General features: G+C 68.1%; 25 protein-coding genes. 16 read left to right on the top strand and 9 right to left on the bottom strand.

Translation table 11 applies throughout. The annotated features are described in order from the left end of the window. Positions 1 to 57 precede the first annotated feature (57 nt). From AC2S9W_RS08505 to AC2S9W_RS08495, 3 genes are all read left to right on the top strand, one after another. Positions 58 to 402 (top strand): hypothetical protein, encoded by a 345-nt coding sequence (locus AC2S9W_RS08505; RefSeq protein ID WP_486571898.1) that lies wholly within the window; start codon positions 58 to 60, stop codon positions 400 to 402. 61 nt (positions 403 to 463) lie between these two features. Beyond that, the gene (gene rlmN, locus AC2S9W_RS08500; protein WP_486571897.1) at positions 464 to 1,696 is read left to right on the top strand and encodes a dual-specificity RNA methyltransferase RlmN; all 1,233 of its coding nucleotides are present in this window, start codon (positions 464 to 466) and stop codon (positions 1,694 to 1,696) included. 409 nt (positions 1,697 to 2,105) lie between these two features. Further along, the gene (locus AC2S9W_RS08495) at positions 2,106 to 2,564 is read left to right on the top strand and encodes an outer membrane beta-barrel protein (RefSeq protein WP_067113725.1); all 459 of its coding nucleotides are present in this window, start codon (positions 2,106 to 2,108) and stop codon (positions 2,562 to 2,564) included. A 78-nt stretch (positions 2,565 to 2,642) separates the two neighbouring features. Here the strand turns inward: AC2S9W_RS08495 and AC2S9W_RS08490 are convergent, their stop codons facing one another. Further along, the gene (locus tag AC2S9W_RS08490) at positions 2,643 to 2,882 is read right to left on the bottom strand and encodes a thioredoxin domain-containing protein (protein ID WP_067113722.1); all 240 of its coding nucleotides are present in this window, start codon (positions 2,880 to 2,882) and stop codon (positions 2,643 to 2,645) included. A 95-nt stretch (positions 2,883 to 2,977) separates the two neighbouring features. Between AC2S9W_RS08490 and AC2S9W_RS08485 the strand changes: the two genes are divergently transcribed. Together AC2S9W_RS08485 and AC2S9W_RS08480 are read left to right on the top strand one after the other, a co-directional pair. Beyond that, positions 2,978 to 3,529: a MarR family winged helix-turn-helix transcriptional regulator gene (locus AC2S9W_RS08485; RefSeq protein ID WP_424538384.1), complete on the top strand. Its 552-nt coding sequence runs from the start codon at positions 2,978 to 2,980 to the stop codon at positions 3,527 to 3,529. Further along, a complete protein-coding gene (locus tag AC2S9W_RS08480; protein ID WP_486571896.1) occupies positions 3,526 to 4,176 on the top strand; it encodes an MOSC domain-containing protein in 651 nt (216 codons plus the stop codon). Before AC2S9W_RS08485 ends, AC2S9W_RS08480 begins: the two co-directional genes overlap by 4 nt. A 2-nt stretch (positions 4,177 to 4,178) precedes the next feature. Here AC2S9W_RS08480 and AC2S9W_RS08475 read toward each other — a convergent pair whose 3' ends face one another. Further along, complete coding sequence (locus AC2S9W_RS08475) at positions 4,179 to 4,895, bottom strand: arylesterase (protein WP_486571895.1); 717 nt, start codon at positions 4,893 to 4,895, stop codon at positions 4,179 to 4,181. Between the two features lie 17 nt (positions 4,896 to 4,912). On the opposite strand from AC2S9W_RS08475, the gene AC2S9W_RS08470 reads away from it, so the two are divergent. Beyond that, positions 4,913 to 5,614 carry an ABC transporter ATP-binding protein gene (locus AC2S9W_RS08470; RefSeq protein ID WP_486571894.1) on the top strand — a complete coding sequence of 234 codons (702 nt, stop codon included), beginning with the start codon at positions 4,913 to 4,915 and terminating at the stop codon, positions 5,612 to 5,614. A gap of 28 nt (positions 5,615 to 5,642) precedes the next feature. Beyond that, complete coding sequence (locus AC2S9W_RS08465; protein WP_486571893.1) at positions 5,643 to 8,147, top strand: ABC transporter permease; 2,505 nt, start codon at positions 5,643 to 5,645, stop codon at positions 8,145 to 8,147. A gap of 9 nt (positions 8,148 to 8,156) precedes the next feature. On the opposite strand, the gene AC2S9W_RS08460 is transcribed toward AC2S9W_RS08465, so the two are convergent. The 4 genes from AC2S9W_RS08460 to thrS form a co-directional block, all read right to left on the bottom strand. Then, positions 8,157 to 8,522, bottom strand: coding sequence for a type II toxin-antitoxin system VapC family toxin (locus AC2S9W_RS08460; RefSeq protein WP_486571892.1), 366 nt, complete (start codon positions 8,520 to 8,522; stop codon positions 8,157 to 8,159). Next, positions 8,519 to 8,968: a DUF7662 domain-containing protein gene (locus AC2S9W_RS08455; protein WP_424539174.1), complete on the bottom strand. Its 450-nt coding sequence runs from the start codon at positions 8,966 to 8,968 to the stop codon at positions 8,519 to 8,521. The genes AC2S9W_RS08460 and AC2S9W_RS08455 overlap by 4 nt, the downstream gene beginning before the upstream one ends. 77 nt (positions 8,969 to 9,045) lie before the next feature. Further along, positions 9,046 to 9,807, bottom strand: coding sequence for a sulfite exporter TauE/SafE family protein (locus AC2S9W_RS08450; protein WP_067110498.1), 762 nt, complete (start codon positions 9,805 to 9,807; stop codon positions 9,046 to 9,048). Then, on the bottom strand, positions 9,804 to 11,822 hold the full coding sequence (thrS, locus tag AC2S9W_RS08445) for a threonine--tRNA ligase (RefSeq protein ID WP_486571891.1): 2,019 nt from the start codon (positions 11,820 to 11,822) through the stop codon (positions 9,804 to 9,806). The genes AC2S9W_RS08450 and thrS overlap by 4 nt, the downstream gene beginning before the upstream one ends. Before the next feature lie 149 nt (positions 11,823 to 11,971). Here thrS and AC2S9W_RS08440 point away from each other — a divergent pair, with 149 nt between their 5' ends. The 7 genes from AC2S9W_RS08440 (at position 11,972) to AC2S9W_RS08410 (ending at position 16,601) form a co-directional block, all read left to right on the top strand. Next, positions 11,972 to 12,376 carry a MerC family mercury resistance protein gene (locus AC2S9W_RS08440; RefSeq protein ID WP_486571890.1) on the top strand — a complete coding sequence of 135 codons (405 nt, stop codon included), beginning with the start codon at positions 11,972 to 11,974 and terminating at the stop codon, positions 12,374 to 12,376. A 116-nt stretch (positions 12,377 to 12,492) separates the two neighbouring features. Then, positions 12,493 to 13,293, top strand: a complete 801-nt coding sequence (locus AC2S9W_RS08435; RefSeq protein WP_486571889.1) for an alpha/beta fold hydrolase — start codon at positions 12,493 to 12,495, stop codon at positions 13,291 to 13,293. A gap of 9 nt (positions 13,294 to 13,302) precedes the next feature. Then, positions 13,303 to 13,740 carry an acyl-CoA thioesterase gene (locus tag AC2S9W_RS08430; protein WP_076074478.1) on the top strand — a complete coding sequence of 146 codons (438 nt, stop codon included), beginning with the start codon at positions 13,303 to 13,305 and terminating at the stop codon, positions 13,738 to 13,740. Between the two features lie 23 nt (positions 13,741 to 13,763). Continuing rightward, entirely contained in the window at positions 13,764 to 14,201 is a 438-nt protein-coding gene (locus AC2S9W_RS08425) for a VOC family protein (RefSeq protein ID WP_486571888.1), read from the top strand. Between the two features lies 1 nt (position 14,202). Beyond that, entirely contained in the window at positions 14,203 to 15,294 is a 1,092-nt protein-coding gene (locus AC2S9W_RS08420) for an NAD(P)H-dependent flavin oxidoreductase (RefSeq protein ID WP_486571887.1), read from the top strand. 67 nt (positions 15,295 to 15,361) lie between these two features. Next, positions 15,362 to 16,090 (top strand): hydroxyacylglutathione hydrolase, encoded by a 729-nt coding sequence (gene gloB / locus AC2S9W_RS08415; protein WP_067181927.1) that lies wholly within the window; start codon positions 15,362 to 15,364, stop codon positions 16,088 to 16,090. Between the two features lie 64 nt (positions 16,091 to 16,154). Continuing rightward, positions 16,155 to 16,601: a hypothetical protein gene (locus tag AC2S9W_RS08410; protein ID WP_234002586.1), complete on the top strand. Its 447-nt coding sequence runs from the start codon at positions 16,155 to 16,157 to the stop codon at positions 16,599 to 16,601. Between the two features lie 396 nt (positions 16,602 to 16,997). On the opposite strand, the gene AC2S9W_RS08405 is transcribed toward AC2S9W_RS08410, so the two are convergent. From AC2S9W_RS08405 to AC2S9W_RS08395, 3 genes are all read right to left on the bottom strand, one after another. Next, positions 16,998 to 18,827, bottom strand: coding sequence for an AMP-dependent synthetase/ligase (locus AC2S9W_RS08405; protein ID WP_486571886.1), 1,830 nt, complete (start codon positions 18,825 to 18,827; stop codon positions 16,998 to 17,000). Between the two features lie 61 nt (positions 18,828 to 18,888). Then, positions 18,889 to 20,580, bottom strand: coding sequence for a gamma-glutamyltransferase (gene ggt / locus AC2S9W_RS08400; protein ID WP_486571885.1), 1,692 nt, complete (start codon positions 20,578 to 20,580; stop codon positions 18,889 to 18,891). A gap of 70 nt (positions 20,581 to 20,650) precedes the next feature. After that, positions 20,651 to 21,721, bottom strand: a complete 1,071-nt coding sequence (locus AC2S9W_RS08395; RefSeq protein ID WP_486571884.1) for a quinone-dependent dihydroorotate dehydrogenase — start codon at positions 21,719 to 21,721, stop codon at positions 20,651 to 20,653. 83 nt (positions 21,722 to 21,804) lie between these two features. Between AC2S9W_RS08395 and AC2S9W_RS08390 the strand changes: the two genes are divergently transcribed. Together AC2S9W_RS08390 and AC2S9W_RS08385 are read left to right on the top strand one after the other, a co-directional pair. Continuing rightward, positions 21,805 to 23,613: a DUF885 domain-containing protein gene (locus tag AC2S9W_RS08390; RefSeq protein ID WP_486571883.1), complete on the top strand. Its 1,809-nt coding sequence runs from the start codon at positions 21,805 to 21,807 to the stop codon at positions 23,611 to 23,613. Positions 23,614 to 23,708: 95 nt separating this feature from the next. Continuing rightward, the gene (locus tag AC2S9W_RS08385; RefSeq protein ID WP_486571882.1) at positions 23,709 to 24,590 is read left to right on the top strand and encodes a helix-turn-helix domain-containing protein; all 882 of its coding nucleotides are present in this window, start codon (positions 23,709 to 23,711) and stop codon (positions 24,588 to 24,590) included. Positions 24,591 to 24,674: the final 84 nt, after the last annotated feature.

Below are 24,674 nucleotides of genomic sequence, written 5' to 3'. Positions count from 1 at the left end.
GTCCAGCAGAAAGACGCGCCCTGCCCGGTCGAACGATTGGGATGAGGAGACAGCAAGATGAACGCGCCCTTGCGCTGTGACGGTACCGCCCGCGAGCGGCACAAGACGCTCGATTTCATCGGTTTGCGCGCCCATGCGACGACCGTCGGGCTGATCCAGCTTTGCGAGGAGCTGATGAACGCCGGCGTGCTGAGCGCAGAGGGATTGCAGCGGATCAAGGATGCGATCCGCATGGAACTGACCGTGTGCAATGCCCGGATTTCAGGGCAGTCGAACTTCGACGACACGCTGCGCCGCCGCCTCGACGCGATCTTTCCGCAGGCGCCCGGCCGCCCGCCCGAGGAGCCGGTCGGCCCGCTCACCGATTTCGAGGAAGCGATCGAGGAAGGCCTGCCGCACTGAGATGAAGGCGGGCGATGCGCGATTGCGCAAGCCCCCCTTCCCTCCTATATCGCCGCGCATCATGCAGATTCCCGGCCATATCGACCCGGTCACGACCGGCACCGTGCCGTTGCGCGGCGGCAACCGCATCGACCTGGTCGGGTTGACGCGCGAAGGGATTCGCGCCGCGCTGGAAGAAGCCGGGCTCGACGCCAAGGCGGCCAAGCTGCGCGCCAAGCAGATCTGGCACTGGATCTATCACCGCGGCGTCACCGAATTCGATGCGATGACCGACATCGCCAAGACGATGCGTCCGTGGCTGACCGAGCGGTTCATCGTCGGCCGCCCCACCGTCGTCACCGCGCAGGTGTCGAACGACGGCACCCGCAAATGGCTGCTCGCCGCCGCCGACGGCCAGGAATATGAGATGGTGTTCATCCCCGACGCGGATCGGGGAACGCTGTGCGTGTCGAGCCAGGTCGGCTGTACCCTCAACTGCCGCTTCTGCCACACCGGCACCATGCGCCTCGTCCGCAATCTGGAGGCCGGCGAGATCGTCGGACAGGTACTGCTCGCGCGCGACGCACTCGGCGAATGGCCGAAAGGAACGATGGCAGGCGGCGCGGAAGACGAGGAAGACGACGCCGGCCACTACACCGCCGATGGCCGCATGCTCACCAACATCGTGATGATGGGGATGGGCGAGCCGCTCTACAATTTCGACGAGGTCAAAGGCGCGCTGAAGATCGTCATGGACGGCGACGGGCTGGCGCTGTCCAAACGCCGCATCACCCTGTCGACGAGCGGTGTCGTGCCGATGATGGCGCGCGCGGGCGAGGAGATCGGCGTCAACCTCGCGGTATCGCTCCACGCGGTCAGCAAGGAAATCCGCGACGAGATCGTGCCGCTCAATCGCAAATATGGCATCGAGGAACTGCTCGCTGCCTGCGCCGCCTATCCGGGTGCGAACAATGCGCGGCGCATCACCTTCGAATATGTGATGCTGAAGGATAAGAACGACAGCGACGCCGACGCGCGCGAACTGGTGCGACTGCTCAAGCAGTATCGGCTGCCCGCGAAGGTCAACCTGATTCCGTTCAACCCGTGGCCCGGCGCGCCCTATGAATGCTCGCCGCCCGAGCGGGTGCGCGCGTTCAGCAACCTGATTTTCGAGGCGGGGATTTCGGCGCCGATCCGTACTCCGCGCGGGCGCGACATCATGGCCGCCTGCGGCCAGCTCAAGAGCGCGGCGACCAAGCCCACCCGCGCCGAACTCGACCGCATCGCCGAGGAAAAGCAGGCCGCGCTGGGCTAAAGCATGATGACTTTGGAAGGACTCGTCATTGCGAGCGGCGAAGCCGCGCGGCAATCCAGAGTGGCGCAAACCGCCCTGGATTGCTTCGCTCCGCTCGCAATGACGAAGTGGGCCAATCCAAAGTCATCAGAGTCTAAACGCTAATCGGCTTCGCCGAAATCAAGCTCCCAGCCGTCATCCCAGCGAAAGCCGGGCTCGCTGTCGACCCGACCCAAACCCGCAAGCGATTCCAGCTTTCGCGGGATGACGAGGCCTGCTCCATTCTGACCGTGTTGCAAAAACAACACAGGTAAGAAAATTGTCTTATTCTGAACGATCCATTCATGGCAGCGACAGGCCGCAACCCCATTTAGGGGCCGGGTCGCGACCCAATAGGGCGCGTCCCGATTGAAGAAAAAAGGAAAATGACATGAAAAAGTTCGCAGTTGCCGCCGCTCTCCTCACCGCGGTCGTTGCCACCCCCGCCCTTGCCGCCGACGGCGGCGAAGCCCGCGTCGAAGTGCGCGGCGGCTACATCTCGGGCGGCGGGCTCGACGACGCCACGCTCGGCATCGCGGGCGGCTATGACCTGAACGCCGGCCAGACGACCTTCATCGGCGCCGAGATCGCCGGCGACAAGGTTCTCAAGAAGGGCTTCGACGTCCAGTTCTCGGCCGGTGGCCGCGCGGGCGCCAATGTCGGCACCAACGGCAAGGCCTATGTCAACGCGGGTTACACCTTCGGCCAGATCGACGACCCCTATGTCGGCGCCGGCTATCAGCACAAGCTGGGCCAGAACGTCTATGGCAAGATCGAATATCGCCATCAGTTCATCAACAACTTCAGCGACCACGACACCTTCGGCGTCGGCGTCGGCCTCGCCTTCTAAGGCGACCGCCAGAGCTGAAAAGGAAAGGGGCGCACCGCGGTGCGCCCCTTTTTCATTGACGTCAGGGCGCCGGGACGGTCATGCCCTTAGCGCGTCGATCGGAGCGCCGAAATTGATATGATAGGCCTGCCCGCCGAGCACCAGCGCCGGCACCGAGCGGACCCCGGCGTTTTCGGCTTCCGGGACGCGGCCCGGTGTTTCGCCCAGATGGACGCGTTCGACGTCGTAGCGCGCGGGGTCGATCGCGTCGGCCACCACCTGCTCGGCGTCGAGGCAGACGCTGCATCCGGCATGATAGAAAATCGCCTTCTCGGTCATGGTTCGTCTCCTTTTAAAAAGTATCGAGTCGATACAATGCATCTGTCATGCCCACCGGGATTGTGCAAATGGTTTTTAGTCGATACTAAAAAGAGATGACGCAGGACCTGGCCGACATGCTGACGCGCACCGCGCGCCTGATCGCGGGCGACGGCCACGCCGCGGGGCTCAAGCCCGTGCAGTGGCAGGCGCTGCGCTATCTGGCGGCCGCGAATCGCTTTTCGCGCACGCCGGGGGCGCTCGCCGCATGGCTGGGGCAGACCAAGGGAACGGTGTCGCAGACCGTGGCGGCGCTCGAACGCAAGGGGCTCGTCGCGCGGACGGGCGATGCGGGCGACCGGCGGCTGGTTCGGCTCGCCCTTACACCCCATGGGGAGGCGCTGCTCGCCTCCGCCCCCGACACCATTGCCGAGGCGATGCTCGCCCCGATGGCGCCGGCCGACCGCGCGGCGCTGGAGGCGCTGCTCGCCCGCATGCTCGGCGGCTTTCTCGCCGCGCGCGGCCACCGCCCCTTCGGCCTGTGCGCCAACTGCCGGCATTTCCGCCGCGATGCCGAAGGCGGGAACCCGCATCGCTGCGCCTTGCTCGGCGTGCCGCTCGACGAAAGCGATTCGCGCGCGATCTGCATCGAGCAGGAGGCCGCATGAGCATCGCCATCGACGCGCTTCTGACCGGCAAGGCGCGCGCCTTCGGCGATCGGGGCGAACCGAGCGCGATCGGCAAGACGCCCGTCGCCGGGTCGCGGCATGTCGGCTTCCTCGGCATCGCGGGCGACGAGCAGGGCGACCTGACGGTGCATGGCGGTCCCGACAAGGCGATCCATCATTATCCGCGCGACCATTATCCCTGGTGGATCGAGCGGCTGGGCGGCCATCCCCTGCTCGCCGCGCCCGGTGCGTTCGGAGAGAATCTGTCGACCCGCGACATGGTCGAGGATGCGGTGTGCATCGGCGACCGCTACCGGCTCGGCACCGCGCTGATCGAGGTCAGCCAGGGGCGCCAGCCGTGCTGGAAGCTCGGCCACCGCTTCGGCATCGCAAGCGTGCCCGCGACGGTGGTGAAGACCGGCCGCAGCGGCTGGTATTACCGGGTGATCGAGGAAGGGACGGCCGCGGCGGGCGACACGCTCGACCTGATTGCGCGGCCGCAGCCCGACTGGACGATCGCGCGCGTCTTCGCGCTGCTGATCGGCGGCGCCGGAAAGCGCGAGCAGGCGGCGGTCCGCGATCTGGCGGCGCTCGACGCGCTGGCGGGAAACTGGCGCAAGCGCGCCGAGAAGCTGATCGCGCCCTGACGCTACCCGGCGGCGGGCAGCGCCGCCTCGACCAGCGGCGCAAGGCCCTGCACGACGATTTTCACTCCCTTGGCATTGGGGTGCAGATGGTCGGCGAGCATCAGCGACGGGTCGGTGACGACATCGTCGAGGATGAAGGGATAGAAGCTGACCCCATATTTCGCAGCAAGATCGGGATATATGGGGTTGAATTTCTTCTCATAATCGCTGCCGAGATTGGGTGCCGCCATCATCCCGGTGAGCAGCACCGGGATGTCGCGCCGCTTGAGCTCCGCCAGCATCGCGTCGAGGTTGGCGCGCGTCTGGTCGGGACCGATGCCGCGCAGCATGTCGTTGCCACCGAGCCCCAGCAGCACGAGCGCGGGTTTCTGTCGGGCATTGTCGAGGACATAGGCCAGCCGCTGGCGTCCCGCCGCGCTGGTATCGCCCGACACGCCGGCATTCTGCACCCGCGCCACGACGCCATCGGCGGTCAGCGCGGCCTGAAGCTGTGGCGCCAGCCCCTCTTTCGGTCCGAGCTGATAGCCCGCATAGAGGCTGTCGCCGAATGCGATGACCAACGGCGCATCGGCGGGGATCGCGGGCGCGGCCTGCGCATGCGACGCCCCGTCGTCTTTCGGGGCCGCGGGCGCATCCGCCGACCCGCAACCCGCGAGCGGTTGGCAAAGCGCGAGCATGCAACCATATAGCAGCATCGAACGCCATCCGGCCGTTTTCATCTCCAAAGGGTCCTTTCTTGACCGACGCGCTCTCCGCATCGCCCGAACCGGCGATCGCCGCCCATAATGTGACGCTGACGCTGGGGACCGGCAAGGCCCCGGTCGAAATTTTACGCGGGGTCGACCTGACGGTCGACGCAGGCACATCGGTCGCGCTGCTCGGCCCCTCGGGCTCGGGCAAAAGCTCGCTGATGGCGGTGCTTGCGGGGCTCGAACGCGCAAGCGGCGGGACGATCCGCGTCGCCGGGCTCGATTTCGGCACGATGGACGAGGATGCGCTCGCACGGGCGCGGCGCGGACGGATCGGGATCGTGCTCCAGGCTTTCCACCTGCTCCCGACGATGACCGCGCTCGAAAATGTCGCGGTGCCGCTCGAACTCGCCGGGCACGCCGATCCGTTCGGACGCGCGCAGGCGGAGCTGGAGGCGGTCGGGCTCGGCCACCGCCTGACGCATTATCCCGCACAGCTTTCGGGCGGCGAGCAGCAGCGCGTCGCCATCGCGCGCGCGATGGCGGGCGAGCCCGCGATCATCTTCGCCGACGAGCCGACCGGCAACCTCGATACCGCGACCGGCCACGCGATCATCGACCTGATCTTCGCACGCCGCGCCGCGCTGGGCGCGACGCTGCTCATCATCACCCACGACCCGGCGCTCGCCGACCATTGCGACCGCGTCGTCGTGATGCACGACGGCCGGATCGAGGAGCGGGCTGCATGAACTGGCCCATCCTTCGAAGGGGCGCGAATTGACCCCCGCCCTCGCCACGCTCTGGCGGATCGCGCGGCGCGACCTCGCCGCGCGCATCCGCGGTCTGCGGCTGCTCGCGGTCTGCCTGTTCCTCGGCGTCGCGACGCTCGCCGCGATCGGCAGCCTGACCAGCGGCATCACCGCCGAACTCGAGGCGCGCGGCCAGACGATCCTCGGCGGCGACCTCCAGCTCGCGTTGCCGCAGCGGCAGGCGAGCGCCGAAGAGATGGCGGCGTTCCGCCTGGCGGGAGCAACCTCTGCCACGGTACGGATGCGCGCGATGGCGAATGCGCCGGACGGCGAGGCCCTGCTCGCCGAACTGAAGGCGGTCGACGACGCCTATCCGCTTTATGGCACGATGCGGCTGGCGGGCGGCGCGCGGCGCGGTCCCCCGCCGCCGGGAACGGTCTGGATCGGCGCCGACCTCGCCTCGCGGCTCGGGCTGGAACCGCAATCGAGTGTGAAGTTCGGCGAAAAAGCGTTCCGAATCGACGGTATCATCGCCGACGAGCCCGACCGGCTGGGCGAGGGATTCACGCTGGGGCCGGTCGCGATCATCGGCATCGACGACCTGCCGGCGACGCAGCTCATCCAGCCGGGCAGCCTCTACGAAAGCAAGTATCGCATCCGCCTGCCAGCGGACGCCGATCCGGCCGCGGTGGGCAAGAGCCTGACCGCCGCCTTTCCCGATGCGGGCTGGGACGTCACCGACCGCAGCAACGGCGCACCGGGAACGCGCCGCTTCATCGAGCGCATGGGTCAGTTCCTGTCGCTCGTCGGACTCGCGGCGCTGGTGATCGCCGGAATCGGCGTCGGCAACGGCGTCGCCAGCTATCTCGCGGGAAAGCGGCCCGGCCTCGCCACGCTGAAGGTGCTGGGCGCCGACAGCGCGACCGTCGCGCGCATCTATGGCTTGCAGATTCTGACCGTGGCGGCGCTCGCCATCGTTGCCGGGCTCGCCGCCGGTGCCGTCGCGCCGGCGGCGATCGGCGCGATCGCGGGCGACGTGCTGCCGGTGCGCCCCGGTTTCGCGCTCTATCCGCTGCCGCTCGCGGTCAGCGCCGCCTATGGCCTGCTGATCGCCATCGCCTTCGCGCTGCCGCCGCTCGCGGCGACCCGCCGCGTTCCCGCCGCCGGGCTCTACCGCGCGACGGTGAGCGGCGCCGGACGGATCGAGGCGCGCGTGCTGGCGGCGGTCGGCGTCGCCTTCGCCGCCATCGTCGCGCTCGCGGTCGCGACGGCGCGCGAGCCGCTGTTCGCACTGGGCTTCGTCGCCGCGGCCGCCGCGCTCCTCGTCGTGCTGGTCGGGCTCGGCTGGCTGGTGCGGCGCGTCGCGGGCCGCCTTCCGCGACCGCGCCGCCCGCTGCCGCGTCTCGCCCTCGCCAATCTCCACCGCCCCGGCGCCGCGACCGGCGCGCTCGTCGTCGCGCTCGGGCTCGGCCTCACGCTGTTCGTCGCGCTCGCGGCGATTCAGACGAGCATCACGGCGGAGATCGCGCGCACCGTGCCGCAGCGCGCGCCGAGCTTCTTCATCCTCGATATTCCGCGCGACCGCGCCGCCGATTTCCGATCGCTGGTGACGCGCGCCGATCCCGATGCCGCGATCAACATGATCCCGGCGCTACGCGGCAGCGTCACCGAGTTCCGGGGCCAGCGCGTCGACGAACTGGCCGAACTGCCGGAGGGCGCATGGGTGCTACGCGGCGACCGCGGCCTGACCTACAGCGCCACGTTACCCGCGGGCAGCACGCTCGTTGCCGGGCGTTGGTGGGACGCGGGCTATCGGGGCCCACCGCTCGTCAGCGTCGAGCAGGAGGTCGCGGCGTCGCTGGGGCTGCGGCTCGGCGACACGCTCGGCGTCAACGTGCTGGGGGTCGAGGTGCAGGCGAAGGTCGCCTCCTTCCGCACCGTCGATTGGGAGAATTTCGGGCTCAACTACGTCCTCGTCTTCTCGCCCGGCACCTTCGACGCGGCGCCGCACAACATGGTCGCGACCGTGGCCGTGGGACCGACGGCAGAGACCGAACTTTCGCGGAGCGTGCCGCGCGCCTTTCCCTCGGCCTCGCTGATCGCGGTGCGCGACGTCGTCAGCCAGGTCACGACCCTCCTCACCCAGATGAGCCAGGCGATCGCGGTCGCGGCAAGCATCGCGATCCTCGCGGGCATCGCGGTGCTGATCGGCGCGATCGCCGCCAGTCGCGAGCGGCGCGTCTACGACAGCGTGATCCTGAAGCTGCTCGGCGCGACGCGCGGACAGATACTGGGCGCGCAGGCGCTCGAATATGCGGCGCTGGCCGGCATCGTCGCTTTGCTCGCGCTGGGGCTCGGGCTCGCCGCGGCCGCCTATGTCGTCGTCGAGCTGTTCGATTTCACCTTCGCGCCCGATCCGCTGGTCGTCGGGCTGACCCTGCTCGGCGGCGCCGGCCTCGCCTTCCTGATCGGCATCGCAGGAAGCTGGCCCCTGCTCTCGGCCCGCCCCGCGCAGGCGCTGCGGAGTCTGTGACCGATCCCTTCACGGGCGATACGAGCACCCAAGACGCTTGGCGTGGTCGAACAGCCGCTTGTCGAGGGTCCATAGCCGCACGCCCGATTCGCCGGCAACCGATGCCAGCAGATGAGCATCGACCATGCCCAATCCGGTACCGAACAGGCGGTGATCGGAAATGAATGCGAGCAGGCGACTATGATCGACGACGGGCATCGGAGGAAGGTAGGCCAGCATCGCGATGAATCTCGCCCGCTCCGCAAGCGATCCCAGCGCCAATTCGGCGGTGACGAATGGATGCTGGCATACCTCCCCCTCGGACAGGGCAAGGGCAAGCGCTGCATTGGCGCGGCGCAGATGATCGATCCAGACCGACGTATCGACTAATATCATACAGAGGGTCGTTCGCGCGGCGGCGCAGCCGCATCGGGCATCGTTCCCCCCATCAGCGCCAGCGCCCGGCCGGCTTCGCGCTGAAGCAGCGCAGACACCGCCGCGCGTTCGAGCGCCTTGCGGTCGCGAATGCCACTGATCCGCGCGGCTTGGTCCCACAGGTCGTCATCCGCGACAGCGCGCCCAGCGCGGCTATGGTTTCTCACCCGTTCGAAGCGGACCCGTCCGCGTTGCTGGTCGATTTCGCGCGTTTCCCATCCGGCATCGATCCACGCCTTCGCCTGGCTATGATGGCCGCGAAACTGGTTAGCCCACCATGCACGGTGCTGGTGCGCGCTCGGAGGAAGCTTGAAGCGAAGAATCCTTTCGATTTCGGCGAAGGTCGCGTCCCAGCTATCATCCGGAACCGTCGCCAGGAAATCGGCAAGTGGCCGATATTTTCCCATGATCGTCACTCCATTTCGTAGCCAGAATAGTTCGAAACTATTTTTATGTCAAGAAAACTATTCTCCCGCTGAAACGGTCAGTTCAGCAGCCGCACCACGGCGGAAACGGCGGCAACGCCCAGCACGACCGCCACCATCGCCTGCCAGACATGCGGCGCCACGCGGCCGAAGTGGCGGCCGCCGAGGCGGTTGCCCAGCCACATCGGCAGGAACAGCAGCACGGCCAGCAGGAACAGCCGCCACGTCGCCAGCCCGACCCACATCGACGCGAGCGTCCCGGCGATGGCGGTCGCAAAGAAGATCAGCAGCATCGACGCCCGTGCCACGCGCGGTTCGAGGGGACGACGGTAATAGAAAGGAACGACCGGAGGCCCCGGCATCGCCGCAAAACCCGTCAATATCCCAGCGGCGAACCCGGTGCCCCCGATTGCGAGCCGACCCGGCTGGTGTCCCTCGGGCTGTTTGGGCAGCAGTACCGCGACGAAGGCGCCCACCGCGACACTGGTGATGAGCAGCCGCGCGACATCGGGCGTCACGCCTTTCAGCGCCAGCATCCCCAGCGGCGTCGTGACCACCGCGATCAGCGCGATCGGAATCGCGCTTGCGCGGTCCGAATCGTGGATGATCGGCCCCAGCCCGACCGGACCGATCAGCAGTTGCAGCAGGATGCCCAGCGTCACCGCCTGTGCCGGCGCGATGATCAGGCCGAGCAGCGGCACGAGGATGATCGCCATGCCGAAACCGGTGAGTCCGCGCACATAGGCGGCGCCGAACGTCATCGCCGCCGCCCCCGCGATCGTCAGCGGCGCGAGGCCGACCAGATCGTCGAGGCCCGTCAAGCGGGCCGCAGGTCCGGCGGCGTCGCCTCGTCCTTCAGCATCGCGATCGCCTCTGCAAGCGGCAGGATGCGCTGGCCGTCCTGGCCGAGGGTGCGGATCGCGACGGTCCCTTCCTCGGCCTCGCGCTTGCCGACGACGAGGAGGTAGGGAACCTTCGCCAGGCTGTGCTCGCGGACCTTGTAGTTGATCTTCTCGTTGCGCAGATCGGTCTCGACGCGGATGCCCGCGGCCGCAAGCTGCGCCGCGGCGCCCGTGGCATAATCGTCGGCGTCGCTAACGATCGTCGCGACCACGGCCTGCACGGGCGCGAGCCAGGTCGGGAAGCGGCCGGCATAATGTTCGATCAATATGCCGATGAAGCGCTCGTAGCTGCCGAAGATCGCGCGGTGCAGCATGATCGGCCGGTGCCGCTCGCCGTCCTCGCCAATATAGCTGGCGTCGAGCCGCTCGGGCAGCACGCGGTCGGACTGGATCGTGCCGACCTGCCACGTCCGCCCGATCGCGTCGGTCAGGTGCCATTCGAGCTTGGGCGCATAGAAAGCCCCCTCGCCCGGCAGTTCCCCCCAGCCATAGTCGTCGGTCGCGAGCCCCGCGCGCACCACCGCGTCGCGCAATTCGGCCTCTGCGACGTCCCAGATCTCATCGCTGCCGAAGCGATTGTCGGGCCGCAGCGCGAGCTTGATCGCATAGGAGAAACCGAAATCCTTGTAGATGCGGTCGGCGAGCTGGCAGAAGCTCTGCACCTCGTCGATGATCTGGTCCTCGCGGCAGAAGATATGCGCGTCGTCCTGCGTGAACTGGCGCACGCGCATCAGCCCGTGGAGCGCGCCGTGCGGCTCGTTGCGGTGGCAGCAGCCGTTCTCGTAGATGCGCAGCGGCAGGTCGCGATAGGACTTGATCCCCTGGCGAAAGATCAGGACGTGCGCCGGACAGTTCATCGGCTTGAGCGCCATCCATTCGGCGGCGTCGGAGACGAGCGGGCCCTCGTCCTCGGTGTTCGGCACCTCGTCGGGGATGACGAACATATTCTCGCGATACTTGCCCCAATGGCCCGACTGCTCCCACTGGCGCGCGTCCATCACCTGCGGGGTCTTGACCTCCTTGTAGCCCGCGCCGTCGATCGCGCGGCGCATATAGGCCTCGAGCTCGCGCCAGACGATATAGCCCTTGGGGTGCCAGAAGACGCTGCCGTGCGCTTCCTGCTGAAGGTGGAACAGGTCCATCTCCTGCGCCAGCCGGCGATGGTCGCGCTTCGCGGCTTCCTCCAGCTTGTGGAGATGCGCGTCGAGCTGCTTCTTGCTCAGCCAGCCGGTGCCGTAGATGCGCGTCAGCTGTGCATTGCGCTGATCGCCGCGCCAATAGGCGCCCGCCACCCGCATCAGCTTGAACGCCTGCGGATCGACCTTGCCCGTGCTCGCGAGGTGCGGGCCGCGGCACATGTCGAGCCAGGAGCCGGGTTGATGAGGGGGGCCCGACCAATAGACGGTCAGATCCTCGCCCTCGGGCAGCTCTTTCGCCCATTCGGCCTTGAAGACCTCGCCGTCCTTTTCCCACTTGGCGATCAGGGCGTCGCGGCTCCAGACCTCGCGGCGCAGCGGCTTGTCGGCGCGGATGATCTCGCGCATCTTCTCCTCGATCGCGGGCAGGTCGTCCATCGAGAAGGGTTCGCGGCTGTCGGGCGCCTTCACGTCATAGTAGAAGCCGTCGTCGGTCGCGGGGCCGAAGGTGATCTGCGTCCCCGGCCACAGCGCCTGCACCGCCTCGGCCAGGATATGCGCATAGTCGTGGCGTACGAGTTCGAGCGCGTCGGCCTCGTCGCGGCTGGTGATGAGCGCGAGACTGCTATCGGCCTCCAGCGGGCGCATGATGTCGCGCACCTCGCCGTCGACACGCGCGGCAAGTGCGGCCTTCGCGAGCCCGGGGCCGATGTCCGCCGCGATCTGCGCCGGGGTCGTGCCGCGCGCGACTTCTCGGGCAGAGCCATCGGGAAGGGTGACGCGGATCATCTCGGGCATTGGGAAATCGGCCTTTCTGGCGAGGGAAACTGCGCCCCTTTGCCAGCATGCGATAGGGGCGGCAAGGGGCGGATTCGCAATCGGGGTTGCAATGATACAATGTATCATTATGGAGGCGGCACGCATCGCCACCGCGAAGGATTCGCCCCATGCGCATTCCCGTCCCCCGTTCCCGCGTCGCCGACCTTGCGGGAATCACCCTCTCGTTCGGCTGCCTCGTCCATTGCCTGTTGCTGCCGCTGCTCTTGCTGCTGGCGCCGGCGCTCGCGCCGTGGCTCGGCCTGCCCGAAGGCTTTCATGCCGCGGTGCTGCTGCTGGCGCTGCCCGCGGCGTGGGTCGCGATGGCCGGCGGCTGGCGGCACCATCGCCGATGGCTGCCCGCGATACCGGCAGCGGCGGGCTTGTTGCTGCTGGCGCTGGGGCTGGCGGCGCACGAGCAATGGATCGCGCTTGGCGATCCCGAGACCGCCGACCGGCTGCTCACCTCGCTCGGCGCGCTGAGTCTCGCGAGCGCGCACGGCCTCAACTGGCGGTTCCGCCATCGCCGCGGATAAATCGGCGGCTTCCGGGGGCAGCGGGGCGGAGAGCTTGCAGGCCCCCTGCACGCGGGCTAGGGGCAGCGGGTCTCGGTATTCGATCCGCCGCTGCCAGAACAGGAACCGCCCCGTCCATGGAGAGACAACAGCTCCCTCCCCTCCCCGTTTCCGGCACGGCCGCGGCGCCCGCCTGGCTCGATCGGCCGGGGCGACCGCGCCTCGCCTATCGCCATGTCGCTGGCGCGGGACCGACGATCGTCTTCCTGCCCGGCTATATGTCCGACATGGCGGGCGGCAAGGCAACGGCGCTGCTCGCCTGGGCGGCGGCGGAAGGGCGCGCCTGCCTGCTGCTCGATTATGCGGGATGCGGATTGTCCGAAGGTCAGTTCGCCGAACAGACGCTGCTCGACTGGCGCGGCGACGTGCTCGACCTGATCGACGCGAAGGTCGAAGGACGCGTGCTGCTCGTCGGATCGTCGATGGGCGGCTGGCTGATGGTGCTGACCGCGCTCGCGCTGACGCAGCGCGACGGGCCGCAGCGCGTCGCGGGCCTCGTCGGCATCGCCGCGGCGCCCGATTTCACTGAATGGGGTTTCAGCGACGCCGAAAAGGCGATCATCCGCACAGAGGGCGCGCTGATCGAGGATACGCCCTACGGCGACCAGCCCTATGTAACGACGCGCGCCCTCTTCGAATCGGGCGAAGCGAACCGGCTGCTGGATGGCACGATCCCCCTCGCCTGCCCGGTCCGTCTGCTCCACGGGCAGGAGGACGGCGACGTCCCGCCCGACATCAGCCTGCGCCTCGCCGCGGCGCTGGCGAGCGACGACGTGCAGGTGACGCTCGTCAAGGGCGGCGACCACCGGCTGTCGCGCGACGGCGACATAACCCTGCTCATCGACACGGTCGCGCGATTCGCGGCCCATCCAGCCTGAAGGACAACCATGGCCCGCAGCGACTTTCGTTTTCACGTCACCAAGCGCGTCCGCTATGCGGAGATCGATGCGCAGGCGGTGGTGTTCAACAGCCGCTATCTCGAATATTTCGACATCGGCGTCACCGAATATTGGCGCGCGGCGGGCGTCTATGACCGCTGGCCGGATCACAGCAGCCCCGAATTCCACGTCGCGCGCGCGGAGGTCGATTACAAGGCGCCGATCCTGCTCGACGAAGAGATCGACATCTGCGTCCGCGCCGAGCGCGCCGGGCGCAGTTCGCTGACCTTCCTGTTCGAGCTGCACGGCAAGGGCAAGGACGAGCTGCGCGCCGCCGGGCGGATCGTCAACGTCCACGTCGCCGAGGCGCGCGGGGCGGCTTCGCCGGTGCCGGAGGCGTTCCTGGCGTTGTTCGAAGCGTTTGAAGGACGGGCGTTGCGCGCCTAGGGTCCTGATCCTAGACAGGTTTCATGGTTCAATATCTCCACACGATGATCCGGGTCACCGACCCCGACGCCACCATCGCCTTCTTCAAGCTGATCGGGCTCGAGGAAGTGCGCCGCTTCGACAGCGAGCAGGGTCGCTTCACGCTGATCTTCCTCGCCGCGCCGGGACAGGCGGGGATCGCCGAGGTCGAGCTGACGCACAACTGGCCGCCCGAGGACGGCAGCGCCCCCGAAACCTATACGGGCGGCCGCAACTTCGGCCACCTCGCCTATCGCGTCGACGACATCTATGCGACGTGCCAGCGGCTGATGGACGCGGGAGTGACGATCAACCGTCCGCCGCGCGACGGGCATATGGCGTTCGTGCGCTCGCCCGACGGCATTTCGGTCGAGCTGCTGCAGGACGGCCATCTGCCGCCGCAGGAACCCTGGGCGTCGACGCCGAACGTCGGAAGCTGGTAGGATGCCCGGCTGGCCCGATCGCCGGTTGACCGGGCTGTTCGGGACGCGGCATCCGATCGTCCAGGCGCCGATGGCGGGCGCGACGTCGACCGACATGATCATCGGCGCGATGGCCGGGGGTGCGCTCGGCTCGCTGCCGTGCGGCATGCTGACCCCCGATGGCGTCGCCGCGGCGGTGGCGGCGATCCGCGAGCGGAGCGACGCGCCGCTCAACCTCAACTTCTTCTGCCACCGCCTGCCGCCCGCGCCCGACACCGCGGCATGGCAGGCAGCGCTGGCGCCCTATTATGCCGAATATGGCATCGCCGACGCCGGTCCCCCACCGCCGCTGCGCGCGCCGTTCGACGCCGCGATGGGCGAAGCGGCGGTCGCGGCGAAGCCCGCGGTCGCCAGCTTCCATTACGGCCTGCCCGACGAGGCGCTGCTCGCGCCGCTGCGCGCCGCCGGCATCGCGATCGTGTCGAGCGCGACCACCGTTGCCGAGGCGTGGCACCTCGCGGCGCGCGGCTGCGACGCGATCATCGCCATGGGTTATGAAGCGGGCGGTCATCGCGGCTGGTTCCTGGGCGAAGAACCGGACAGTCAGATCGGGACGATGGCGCTGGTGCCGCAGGTCGTCGACGCCGTCGCCTGCCCGGTCATCGCGGCGGGCGGCATCGCCGACGCGCGCGGGGTTGCCGCCGCGCTGATGCTCGGCGCCGCGGGGGTGCAGATCGGCACCGCCTACCTGTTCACCGAAGAGGCGCCGATCGGCGCCGCGCACCGCCGCGCGCTGAACGGACCGGAAGCCGAGGCGACGCTGCTCACCAACCTGTTTTCGGGCGGCGTCGCGCGCGGCATGCGCAACCGGCTGGTCGCGGAACTGGGGCCGATGGCCGACGCCGCGCCGCCCTTCCCCCATGCGTCCGCCGCGCTCGCACCGCTGCGCAAGACGAACGAAGCGCAGGGCGGCGGCGATTTCTCGCCGCTGTGGGCGGGACAGGCGGCACCGCTGGGCCGCGCCGGCACCGCCCGTGCCCTGACCGAGCGGCTCGCCAGCGAAGCGCTCGCGCGGCTTGACGGAAGCGGATCGCACCCGCCACAATCGCGCTGACGCCAAGGCCGGCGGCCGCCCGCTCCGTCATCAGGGCAAGAGGCCGGACCGCGAAGGAGAAAAGAGCATGGCTGCGCTCGACATCGTCCGCATCCCCGTCCTCAGCGACAATTATGTCTGGTTGGTCCACGATCCCGAAAGCTTCGAGACGATGGTGGTCGACCCGTCGGTCGCCGATCCGGTGCTGGCCGAAGCCGACCGGCGCGGCTGGCCGATCACCGCGATCTGGAACACCCACTGGCACCCCGACCACACCGGCGGCAACGCCGATATCAAGGCGAAGACGGGCTGCGAGATCATCGCCCCCGCCGCCGAGCGCGAACGCATCCCGACCGCCGACCGGCTGGTGAAGGACGGCGACCGGGTGCGGCTGGGATCGCATGTTGCCGACGTCTGGGACGTGCCCGCGCATACGGCGGGCCATATCGCCTATCATTTCGCCGACGACGCCGCGATCTTCGTCGGCGACACGCTGTTCGCGATGGGGTGCGGCCGGCTGTTCGAGGGAACGGCCGAACAGATGTTCGCCAACATGCAGCGGCTCGCGACGCTCGACGACGCGACGCGCGTCTATTGCGCGCACGAATATACGCTGTCGAACGCGCGCTTCGCGGTGACGGTCGACCCCGACAACCGGGCGCTCGCGGACCGCCTTGCCGCGGTCGAGGCGGCGCGCGCCGCCGGCGAGCCGACGGTGCCGACGAGCATCGGCGCGGAACGCGCGACAAACCCCTTCCTGCGCGCGCCCACCGCCGCCGAGCTCGGGCGCATCCGCGCGCTCAAGGATGCCGCGTGATGCGGCGGCTTCAGCGCGCATTCATCCTCCCCGGCGCATCGTGCCAAACGCAAGGAGTCCGATCATGGCCAGGCTGAATCCGGTATATGCGGCGGCGCTGATCGGCGCGATGCCGCTGATCGCGAGTTGCGCCCCCGCCGGCAGTGCCGATGCCGGCGCCGCGGCGCTGACCCCGAAACAGAGCCGGACGCTCGACAAATATCTGGCCGGCAAGGTCGCGGGCGAGCCGGTCCGGTGCCTGCCGCACTATGCGAGCGCCGATACGATCCGCGTGTCGGACGACATATTACTCTATCGGCAGGGAAGTCGCATCGTCTATCGCAACGACCTGAAAGGCCGCTGCCCCGGCCTCGCGCGCGACAGCGACATAATGGTGGTGCGCCAGTTCGGCACCCAGACGTGCAGCGGCGATTTCTTCCACCTGGTCGACCGCGGCAGCGGCATCCGTGGACCGACGTGCGTCTTCGGCGATTTCATCCCCTATCGCAAACCGGCGGGGGACGAAGGCTGAGCCGAAAGGCCCGGCCGCAGGCGGGGTTCGGTTTGCGCCGAGCTCTCGGGTCGCAGCCCCGCCTGCTCCGATGAAAAGCCATGCTTTTCGTTAGACCATGACGACATGAGACGGACTCGTCCTTGCGAGCGGCGAAGCCGCGCGGCAATCCAGAGCATGCATAAACCGCCCTGGATTGCTTCGCTCCGCTCGCAATGACGTGGTCAATCCAAAGTCATCAGAGTCCGAAGCACCGTGCCATAATGTGCCCCGTTCCGTCCGAAGGATATATACGCCAAACGAGTTCAGGGTAACGGAAGGAAGCCGAACCCGGATCCCCGCAGACCATGGACTCTTTCCGATCCGCCTGCGCGGGGACACGGCCTGCTTCGTTCAAAGACGGTCACGCCACGGGCATCACCCCCGATACAGCGCCGCGATCTTGTCGGCATAGACTTGCTTCAGCACGTGGCGGCGGATCTTCATCGACGGCGTCATCTGTTCATTCTCGATCGTGAAGGGTTCGTCGGCGAAGTCGAACTTGCGCACCTTCTCGATCACCGAGAGCTGGGCGTTGACCCGGTCGACCGCGGCGCGGATCGCGGCGCGGAATTTCTCGTGCTCGCGCAGCAGCTTCAGGTCTTTCGGCAGCCCTTCCGCCTCGGCCCATTCATCCATCCATTCGGGATCGGGAACCAGCAGGCCGACCAGGTGCGGGCGCTTGTCGCCATAGACCATCGCCTGCAATATCTCGGGCTGGAGCGTCAGCATTCCCTCGACGCGCTGCGGCGACACATTGTCGCCCTTGTCGTTGACGATCAGGTCCTTCTTGCGGTCGGTGATGACGATGCGGCCCGCCTCGTCGATATGGCCGATGTCGCCGGTGTGCAGCCACGGCCCCTTGTCGGGCTCGGCCGGATCGGGAACCAGCACGCGCTCGGTCTCGGCCGGGTTGCGCCAATAGCCCTTCATGACCAGTTCGCCGCGCACGCAGATTTCGCCGTCGTCGGCGATCCGCACCTCGGTATTCATCAGCGGCGGGCCGACCGTATCCATCTTCAGCCCCGCCGCAGGGCGGTTGCAGCTGATCACCGGCCCCGCCTCGGTCTGGCCATAGCCTTGCAGCAGGGTCAGGCCGATCGAATGGAAGAAAACGCCGATTTCGGGGTTCAGCGGCGCGCCGCCCGACACCAGTGCCTTCATCCGGCCGCCGAAACGCTTCTGGATCTTCGGGCGGAACAGCTTGTTGAGCAGCAGGTCGACCGGACGGTCGAGCACGCCCATGCGCCGCTCATAATCCTTTTCGCCGACGCGCAGCGCCTGGCTCAGCATCCAGTTCGCCAGCTTGCCCTGCTTTTCGACCGCCTTGATCATCCGCGCGCGGATCACCTCGAACAGGCGCGGGACGACGACCATGATCGTCGGCCGCGTCTCCTCGATGTTCGAGACGAGCTTTTCGAGCCCCTCGCTGTAATAGATCTGCGCGCCGACCATGATCGGCAGGAACTGTCCGCCCGAATGCTCATAGGCATGGCTGAGCGGCAGGAAGGACAGGAACACCTCCTCGTCGCCGATGCCGAAATCATTGACCAGCACTTCGGCCGCGCCCGCCGCATTGTGCAGGATCGCGCCATGATGCTGCATCACGCCGCGCGGCGCGCCGCCGGTGCCGCTGGTGTAGATGAGGCAAGCGGTGTCGTCGCGCGTCATCGCCAGGCCCCGCGCCTTTGCCTCGTCCAGATGCGCCTCGCCCCCCGTGACCAGCGGGTCCCAGTCGTGGATCGCGACATTGCCCTGCTGGCCGACGCGCAGGCTTTCCATGCTGATGACCAGCCGCACGTTCGAGCGCAGCACCGCGGGCATCAGCGTCCGCGCGAGTTTGGCGGTGGAGACGATCACCGCGCTGGCGCCGCTGTTGTCGAGGATATGCTGGTGGTCGCGCTCGGTATTGGTGGTGTAGGTCGGCACGGTGATGCACCCCGCCGCCATGATGGCGAGGTCGGCGATGCAGAATTCGGGGCGATTCTCGCTGACCAGCACAACGCGGTCGCCGTCGCGCAGCCCCAGCCGGCGCAGATTATATGCCAGTGCGGCGACCTGGTTCGCGACCTGCCGCCACGACAGCGGCTGCCAAGCGCGATCGGCCTTGCGCCACAGGAAAGGCGTCTCGCCGCCCCGCTCGGCGCGGTCGAAGAACATCGCGACGAGACTGGGGAAATGGTCGAGATGGGGGTTTTCCAGCTTCATTCCTCTACTCTCCCAGAGAGGTTGGATCGTTCGTCATCGTGCCGACCGGAAAGCCGGCGCATCACCCCTGCGGCGGCGAGCCGTCGACCGACGCCGATCCGGGGCCGCGCGGATCGGCGGCGCCGTGCCAGACGCCGTCGACGCGCTGCGCCGCGTTGAGTTTCGACCCCAGTTCGGTCGGCGTGAAGGCATAGCCGAAGGGCTGCATCTTCGCGGCGATCGCCTTGCCCGCCGCATCGTCTTCGATCAGCACGCCCTGCTGGCCGAAGAACAGGTTCGGCAGCGCGATCGCATCCTCGGCCGACAGGCCCCAATCGAGCACACCGATCAGCGTCTTGGTCACGTGCATGATGATGCGCTTGCCCCCCGCCGAGCCGACCGCGAGCACGACCTTGCCGTCGGGACCATAGACGATCGTCGGCGACATCGACGACAGCGGCCGCTTGCCCGCCTGCACCCGATTGGCTGCGGGCGCGCCACCCTGCACCGGGCTGTGGTCGAAATCGGTCAGCTCGTTGTTGAGGAAATAGCCGTTGACGTTGAGGTGGCTGCCGAAAATGCTCTCTACCGTCGAGGTCATCGAGGCGACGTCGCCGGCGCGGTCGACGACGACGAAATGCGTCGTGCCATGTTCGGCGACCGGCCCCGAAGTGGTGCGCGGTTCGGCCCCCGGCGGGTTGCCCGCTTCATAACGGCCCGCCGCGCCGAAGGGCGAGATGAGTTGGCGCCGCCCGGCCAGATACGCCTTGTCGAGCAGCCCGGCGACGGGCACCGAAACGAAATCGCCGTCGCCCAGATATTTGGCGCGATCGGCATAGGCAAGCTGCATCGCCTCCGCCAGCAGGTGCCAGCTCATCGGGTTGTCCTTGCCCATCGCCTTCATGTCCCAACCTTCGAGCAGGCCGAGGATGCCGAAGACGGTGGTCGCCCCCGACGAGGGCGGCCCCATGCCGCAGACCTTGTAGACGCGGTAGGTGGTGCACACCGCCGGCCGGTCCTTCGCCCGATAGGCGGCGAGGTCCTTCGCGGAGATCTGCGCCGGGTTACGCTTCGATCCGGCGACCGCCGCGCTGATCGCGCGGGCATTGGCGCCGGTATAGAAGGCATCGGGACCGCGCGCCGCCATGTCGCGGAGCAGCGCGGCATAGGCGGGGTTGCGGATCGTCGCGCCGACCGGTGCGGGCTTGCCGTCGATATAATAGATCGCGCGCGCGGCGGGGAAATCCTTCCACAGCTCATCGAACCGGACCAGCCAGTTGTGGAGGACCGGCGTCACCTGATACCCCTCCTCCGCCAGCCTGATCGCGGGCTGGAACAGCGCCTTCCATTCGAGCTTGCCCCATTTCCCGTGCGCCATCTCCATCAGGCGGACGTTGCCGGGCACGCCGACCGACAGGCCGCCCGGCACCACCTCCATGAACGGGCGCGGCTTGCCGTCGGGCCCCAGGAAGCGGTCGGGCTTCGCCGCCGCGGGCGCGGTTTCGCGGCCGTCGATCGTCGCGATGCTGTCGCTCGCGGCGTCGTGATAGACGAGCAGCCCGCCGCCGCCGACCCCGCTCGACTGCGGCTCGACGAGGGTCAGGACGAGCATCATCGCCATCGCCGCATCGGCGGCCGAACCGCCGTCGGCGAGGATCGCGCGCCCCGCCTCGGTCGCGCGCGGGTCGGCGGACGAGGTCACGCCCTGCGCGACGGCGAGGGAGGGAACGGCAAGGACGAAGAGGCTGAGCGCGGCGAGGAGTCGTTTGATCATGCGCGCGACATTGGCGCGGCCCTTGGGCCAGCGCAACCCCGACCTCTTCTTCCTTGGCACGGGTCTTCGCCTAGCCGCCCGCTCCCACCGCGTCGGCCACCCGCACGAAGCCGTCGCGCGCGGCGAGCGTTTCCAGTCCGCGTGCGATGCGGCCGGCAAGGCCCGGCCCTTCATAGACCATCGCCGAATAGAGCTGGACGAGGCTGGCGCCCGCGCGGATGCGCTCCCACGCCTGTTCGGGCGACGCGATGCCGCCCGCGGCGATCAGCGGCAGCCTGCCGCCGCTTGCGGTGCGGAAATCCCGGACGCGCCGAAGCGCCAGTTCGGCGAGCGGCGCGCCCGACAGCCCACCGGCCTCGCCCGCGTGGCGCGACGCGAGCGGCGGGCGCGTGATCGTCGTGTTCGACACGATCACCGCAGCGAGCCGCTTGTCGAGCGCCACCGCGACGATATCGTCGATGTCGGCGGGCTCCAGATCGGGCGCGACCTTCAGGAAGACGGGCTTCGCTGCCCCTGCGGGCTGCGCCGCGGCGACGCCGTCGAGCAGCGCCTCGAGCGCGCCCTTGTCCTGCAGGGCGCGCAGCCCCGGCGTGTTCGGCGAGCTGATGTTGACGGTCAGATAATCGGCGAGCGGCGCCATCGCCGCGGTGCCCTTCGCATAGTCGGCGATGCGATCGACGCTATCCTTGTTCGCGCCGATGTTGATGCCGAGCGGCACCGGCAGGCCATGGCGGCGCAGGCAGGCGATCCGCCCGGCCGCCGCCGCCTGCCCACCGTTGTTGAAGCCCATGCGGTTGATGATCGCGCCGTCCTCGACCAGCCGGAACAGGCGCGGGCGCGGATTGCCCGCCTGCGGCAGCGGGGTCAGCGTCCCGACCTCGACGAAGCCGAAACCGAAATGCGGCATCGCGTGCGCGACGCGCGCATCCTTGTCGAAGCCGGGTGCGAGCCCGACCGGATTGGGGAAGGACAGACCCGCGAATTCGGTCGCGAGCGCCGGGCTGGTCAGCGCGCGCCGCGCGCGCGGCAACGGCTGGAGCGCGGCGAGCGTCAGATTGTGCGCGGCCTCGCCATCGGTGGCGTGGACGATCGGGCGGGCCAGCGCATAGGCGGCATCGCAGGCGGAGGCGAAGAGCGACATGGCCCGCCATTGCGCCGCGCCGGCCACTATGGCAAGCCCCACAGCGGATCGGGCAAATCCGCCGGACATAACAGGAGATTATCGTGTCGCACCGCCGCATCGCCGCCAGCCTGTCGACTTGCCTGATCGCGCTCGTTGTCGCGGGCTGCGCTCCCGTGACGGCCGAGCGGGCGCCCGCCGCCGCGTCGATCCCCGTCCCGCCCGCCGGCGCGGGGCTTGCCGATTTCTTCGAGCAATATGACGCCGCGCAGCTCTCGCTGAGCCCGCAGAGCAAGGCCTATCGCGGCATCCGCGACCAGGATTATGGCCGCTGGAACGATGTCGGCGACGAAGCCGAGGTCGCGAGCCACAAGCTCCAGCAGGCGACGGCGGAGGCGATGCGCGCCAGCTTCGACCCGCGGACGCTTTCGCCCGACGATGCGCTGTCGTTCGAACTGTTCAACGCGCAGGCGGAGCGGGCGGACCGGCTGTTCGCCTTTCGCGACCATGCCTATATCTTCGACCAGATGAACGGCGCGCAGAGCCGGCTCCCCGCCTTCCTCATCAATATCCACCGCGTCTCCGACGCCGTGGAGGCGCAGGCCTATGTCGACCGCATCCGCGGTCTCGGCCCCGTTCTCGACGCGCTGAGCGCCCAATCGGCCGCGCGCGCGCAAAAGGGCATCCAGCCGCCCAAATGGGTCTATGCCTATGTCATCTCCGACATCGAGAATCTGATGAAGCCCGACAACGCGGTGATCGAGGACATCGCCGCGAAGGTCGGCAAGCTCGATGCGCCCGATGCGGAGAAGGCGCGGCTGGTCGACGCCGCGCGGGCGGCGTGGACCGAAAGCGCCGGGCCGGCCTATGGCCGCCTGCTCGCCGAGATGAAGCGCCAGCAGGCGGACGCGCCGACCGCCGACGGCATCTGGCGCCTGCCCGACGGCGCCGCTTATTATCAGGCGCTGCTCGCCAATTACACGACCACCGACATGAGCGCGGCCGAGATCCACGACCTTGGCCTGCGCGAGGTCGCGCGCATCCACGGCGAGATGAAGGCGATCATGGCGAAGGTCGGCTTCAAGGGCACGCTGCCGCAGTTCTTCGAGCATCTGCGCACCAGCCCGCAATATTATCACACGACGCGCGAGGCCTATCTCGCCGACGTCGCGACGCGGGTCACGGCGATGGAGGCGCGGCTGCCCGCTTTCTTCAACACGCTGCCCAAGGCGCATCTGCAGGTGAAGGCGGTCGAGGCGTTCCGCGAGAAATCGGCGGGCAAGGCCTTTTACCAGTCGCCGTCGCCCGACGGGTCGCGGCCGGGCACCTATTACGTCAATCTCTACGACCTGCGCGACATGTCGAAGACCGAACTCGAGGCGCTCGCCTATCACGAGGGGGTTCCCGGCCACCACCTCCAGCGCGCGGTGCAGACCGAGCTCACCGGCCTGCCCCCCTTCCGCCGCTTCGGCGGCTTCACCGCCTATACAGAGGGCTGGGGCCTCTATTCGGAGGAGTTGGCGAAGGACATGGGCTTCTATACCGACCCCTACAGCGACTTCGGCCGGCTCGGCATGGAATTGTGGCGCGCGTGCCGGCTCGTCGTCGATACCGGCATCCACGACAAGCGCTGGAGCCGCGAGCAGGCGATCCGCTATCTCAAGGACAACACCCCCAACCCCGACGGCGACATCGAAAAGGCGATCGAGCGCTATATCGTCTATCCGGGTCAGGCGACCGCCTATCTGATCGGCAAGCTCAAGATCATGGAATTGCGGACCCGCGCGCAGGCGGCGCTGGGCGAGCGTTTCGACATCCGCGCCTTCCACGACGTGGTGCTGCAATCGGGACCGGTACCGCTCGACGTCATGGAACGACGCGTCGATGCGTGGATCGCGCACGAAAGCGCCTGACGCCTCCGATCATTGCGGCTTGACGCCCCGCCGCTTATGGAAAATTATACATGTTGGAAACAAGGCGGCAATAAAGCCGCCGAGGGTCGTTCGTCATGTCAGACAATGCGTCCGCGGGCGCGGGGAGCAGCGCGCCGTTCGAGCTTCACTATTTTCCGCCCGATCCCGATCTGGCGGAGCTGGTGTCGAGCTTTTACTGCGCGCGCATCAATATGCCGCGCTTCGACGAATATGAACGCGCCGACCGGCCGCAATTCCGCTTCCTGACCGTGGCCGACGGCGAATATGTCTTTGCCGACGGCCATCATGCATCGGTGTGCCGCGCCAACATCATAGGGCCGACAAGCGGCCGGGTGCGCGCGATCAGCAATGGCCCGACGCAGATCTTCGGCTTCGGCATGCTGCCGGCGGGCTGGGCGGCGCTGATGGGCGCCGACGCCGAAAAGCTGACCGATCGCGCGATCGACGCCGCCGACCTGTTCGGCGACTGGGTGAACGAGGTCGCGAGTCGCGTCCACGATGCGGCGAACGACGCCGAACGGCTGGTCATCGGCAACAATTTCGTGCGCGAGGTGCTGAAGCGGGGCGAGCCGGCGCCGATGTGGTTCATCCGCACCGTCGACCGCTGGCTGACCGACACGGCCTCCCCCCACGTTCCCGACCTGGTCGCGGCCACCGGCATGTCGATCCGCTCGGTCGAACGGATGACCAAGCATTTCTATGGCCTGTCGCCGCGCATGCTGGCGCGCAAATATCGCGCCGTTCGCGCCGCCGCGGCGCTGGCGCGCGGCGAGGATCTTGAATCGGCGCATCTCGGCGATGCCTTCTACGATCAGTCGCACCTGATCCGCGAGATCAAGCGCTTCGCCGGCGCGACGCCGGGACAGCTGGCGACGCCGACGCTCTATACCGAGGCGACGACGCGCGGACGCAAGCAGCTCGCGGGCAAGGTCAGCCCGATCGTGTCGGACACATAGGCAAGTCGGCGACGGCCGCATTTACCATCAAAATTTTTGATCGCGTCGATTTGGCGTTTTCATACAATCGCGAATCGCGGCGCG

It is taken from the genome of Sphingopyxis sp. 550B (genome assembly GCF_057401805.1).
This window is presented reverse-complemented; position numbering and strand designations above follow the sequence as displayed.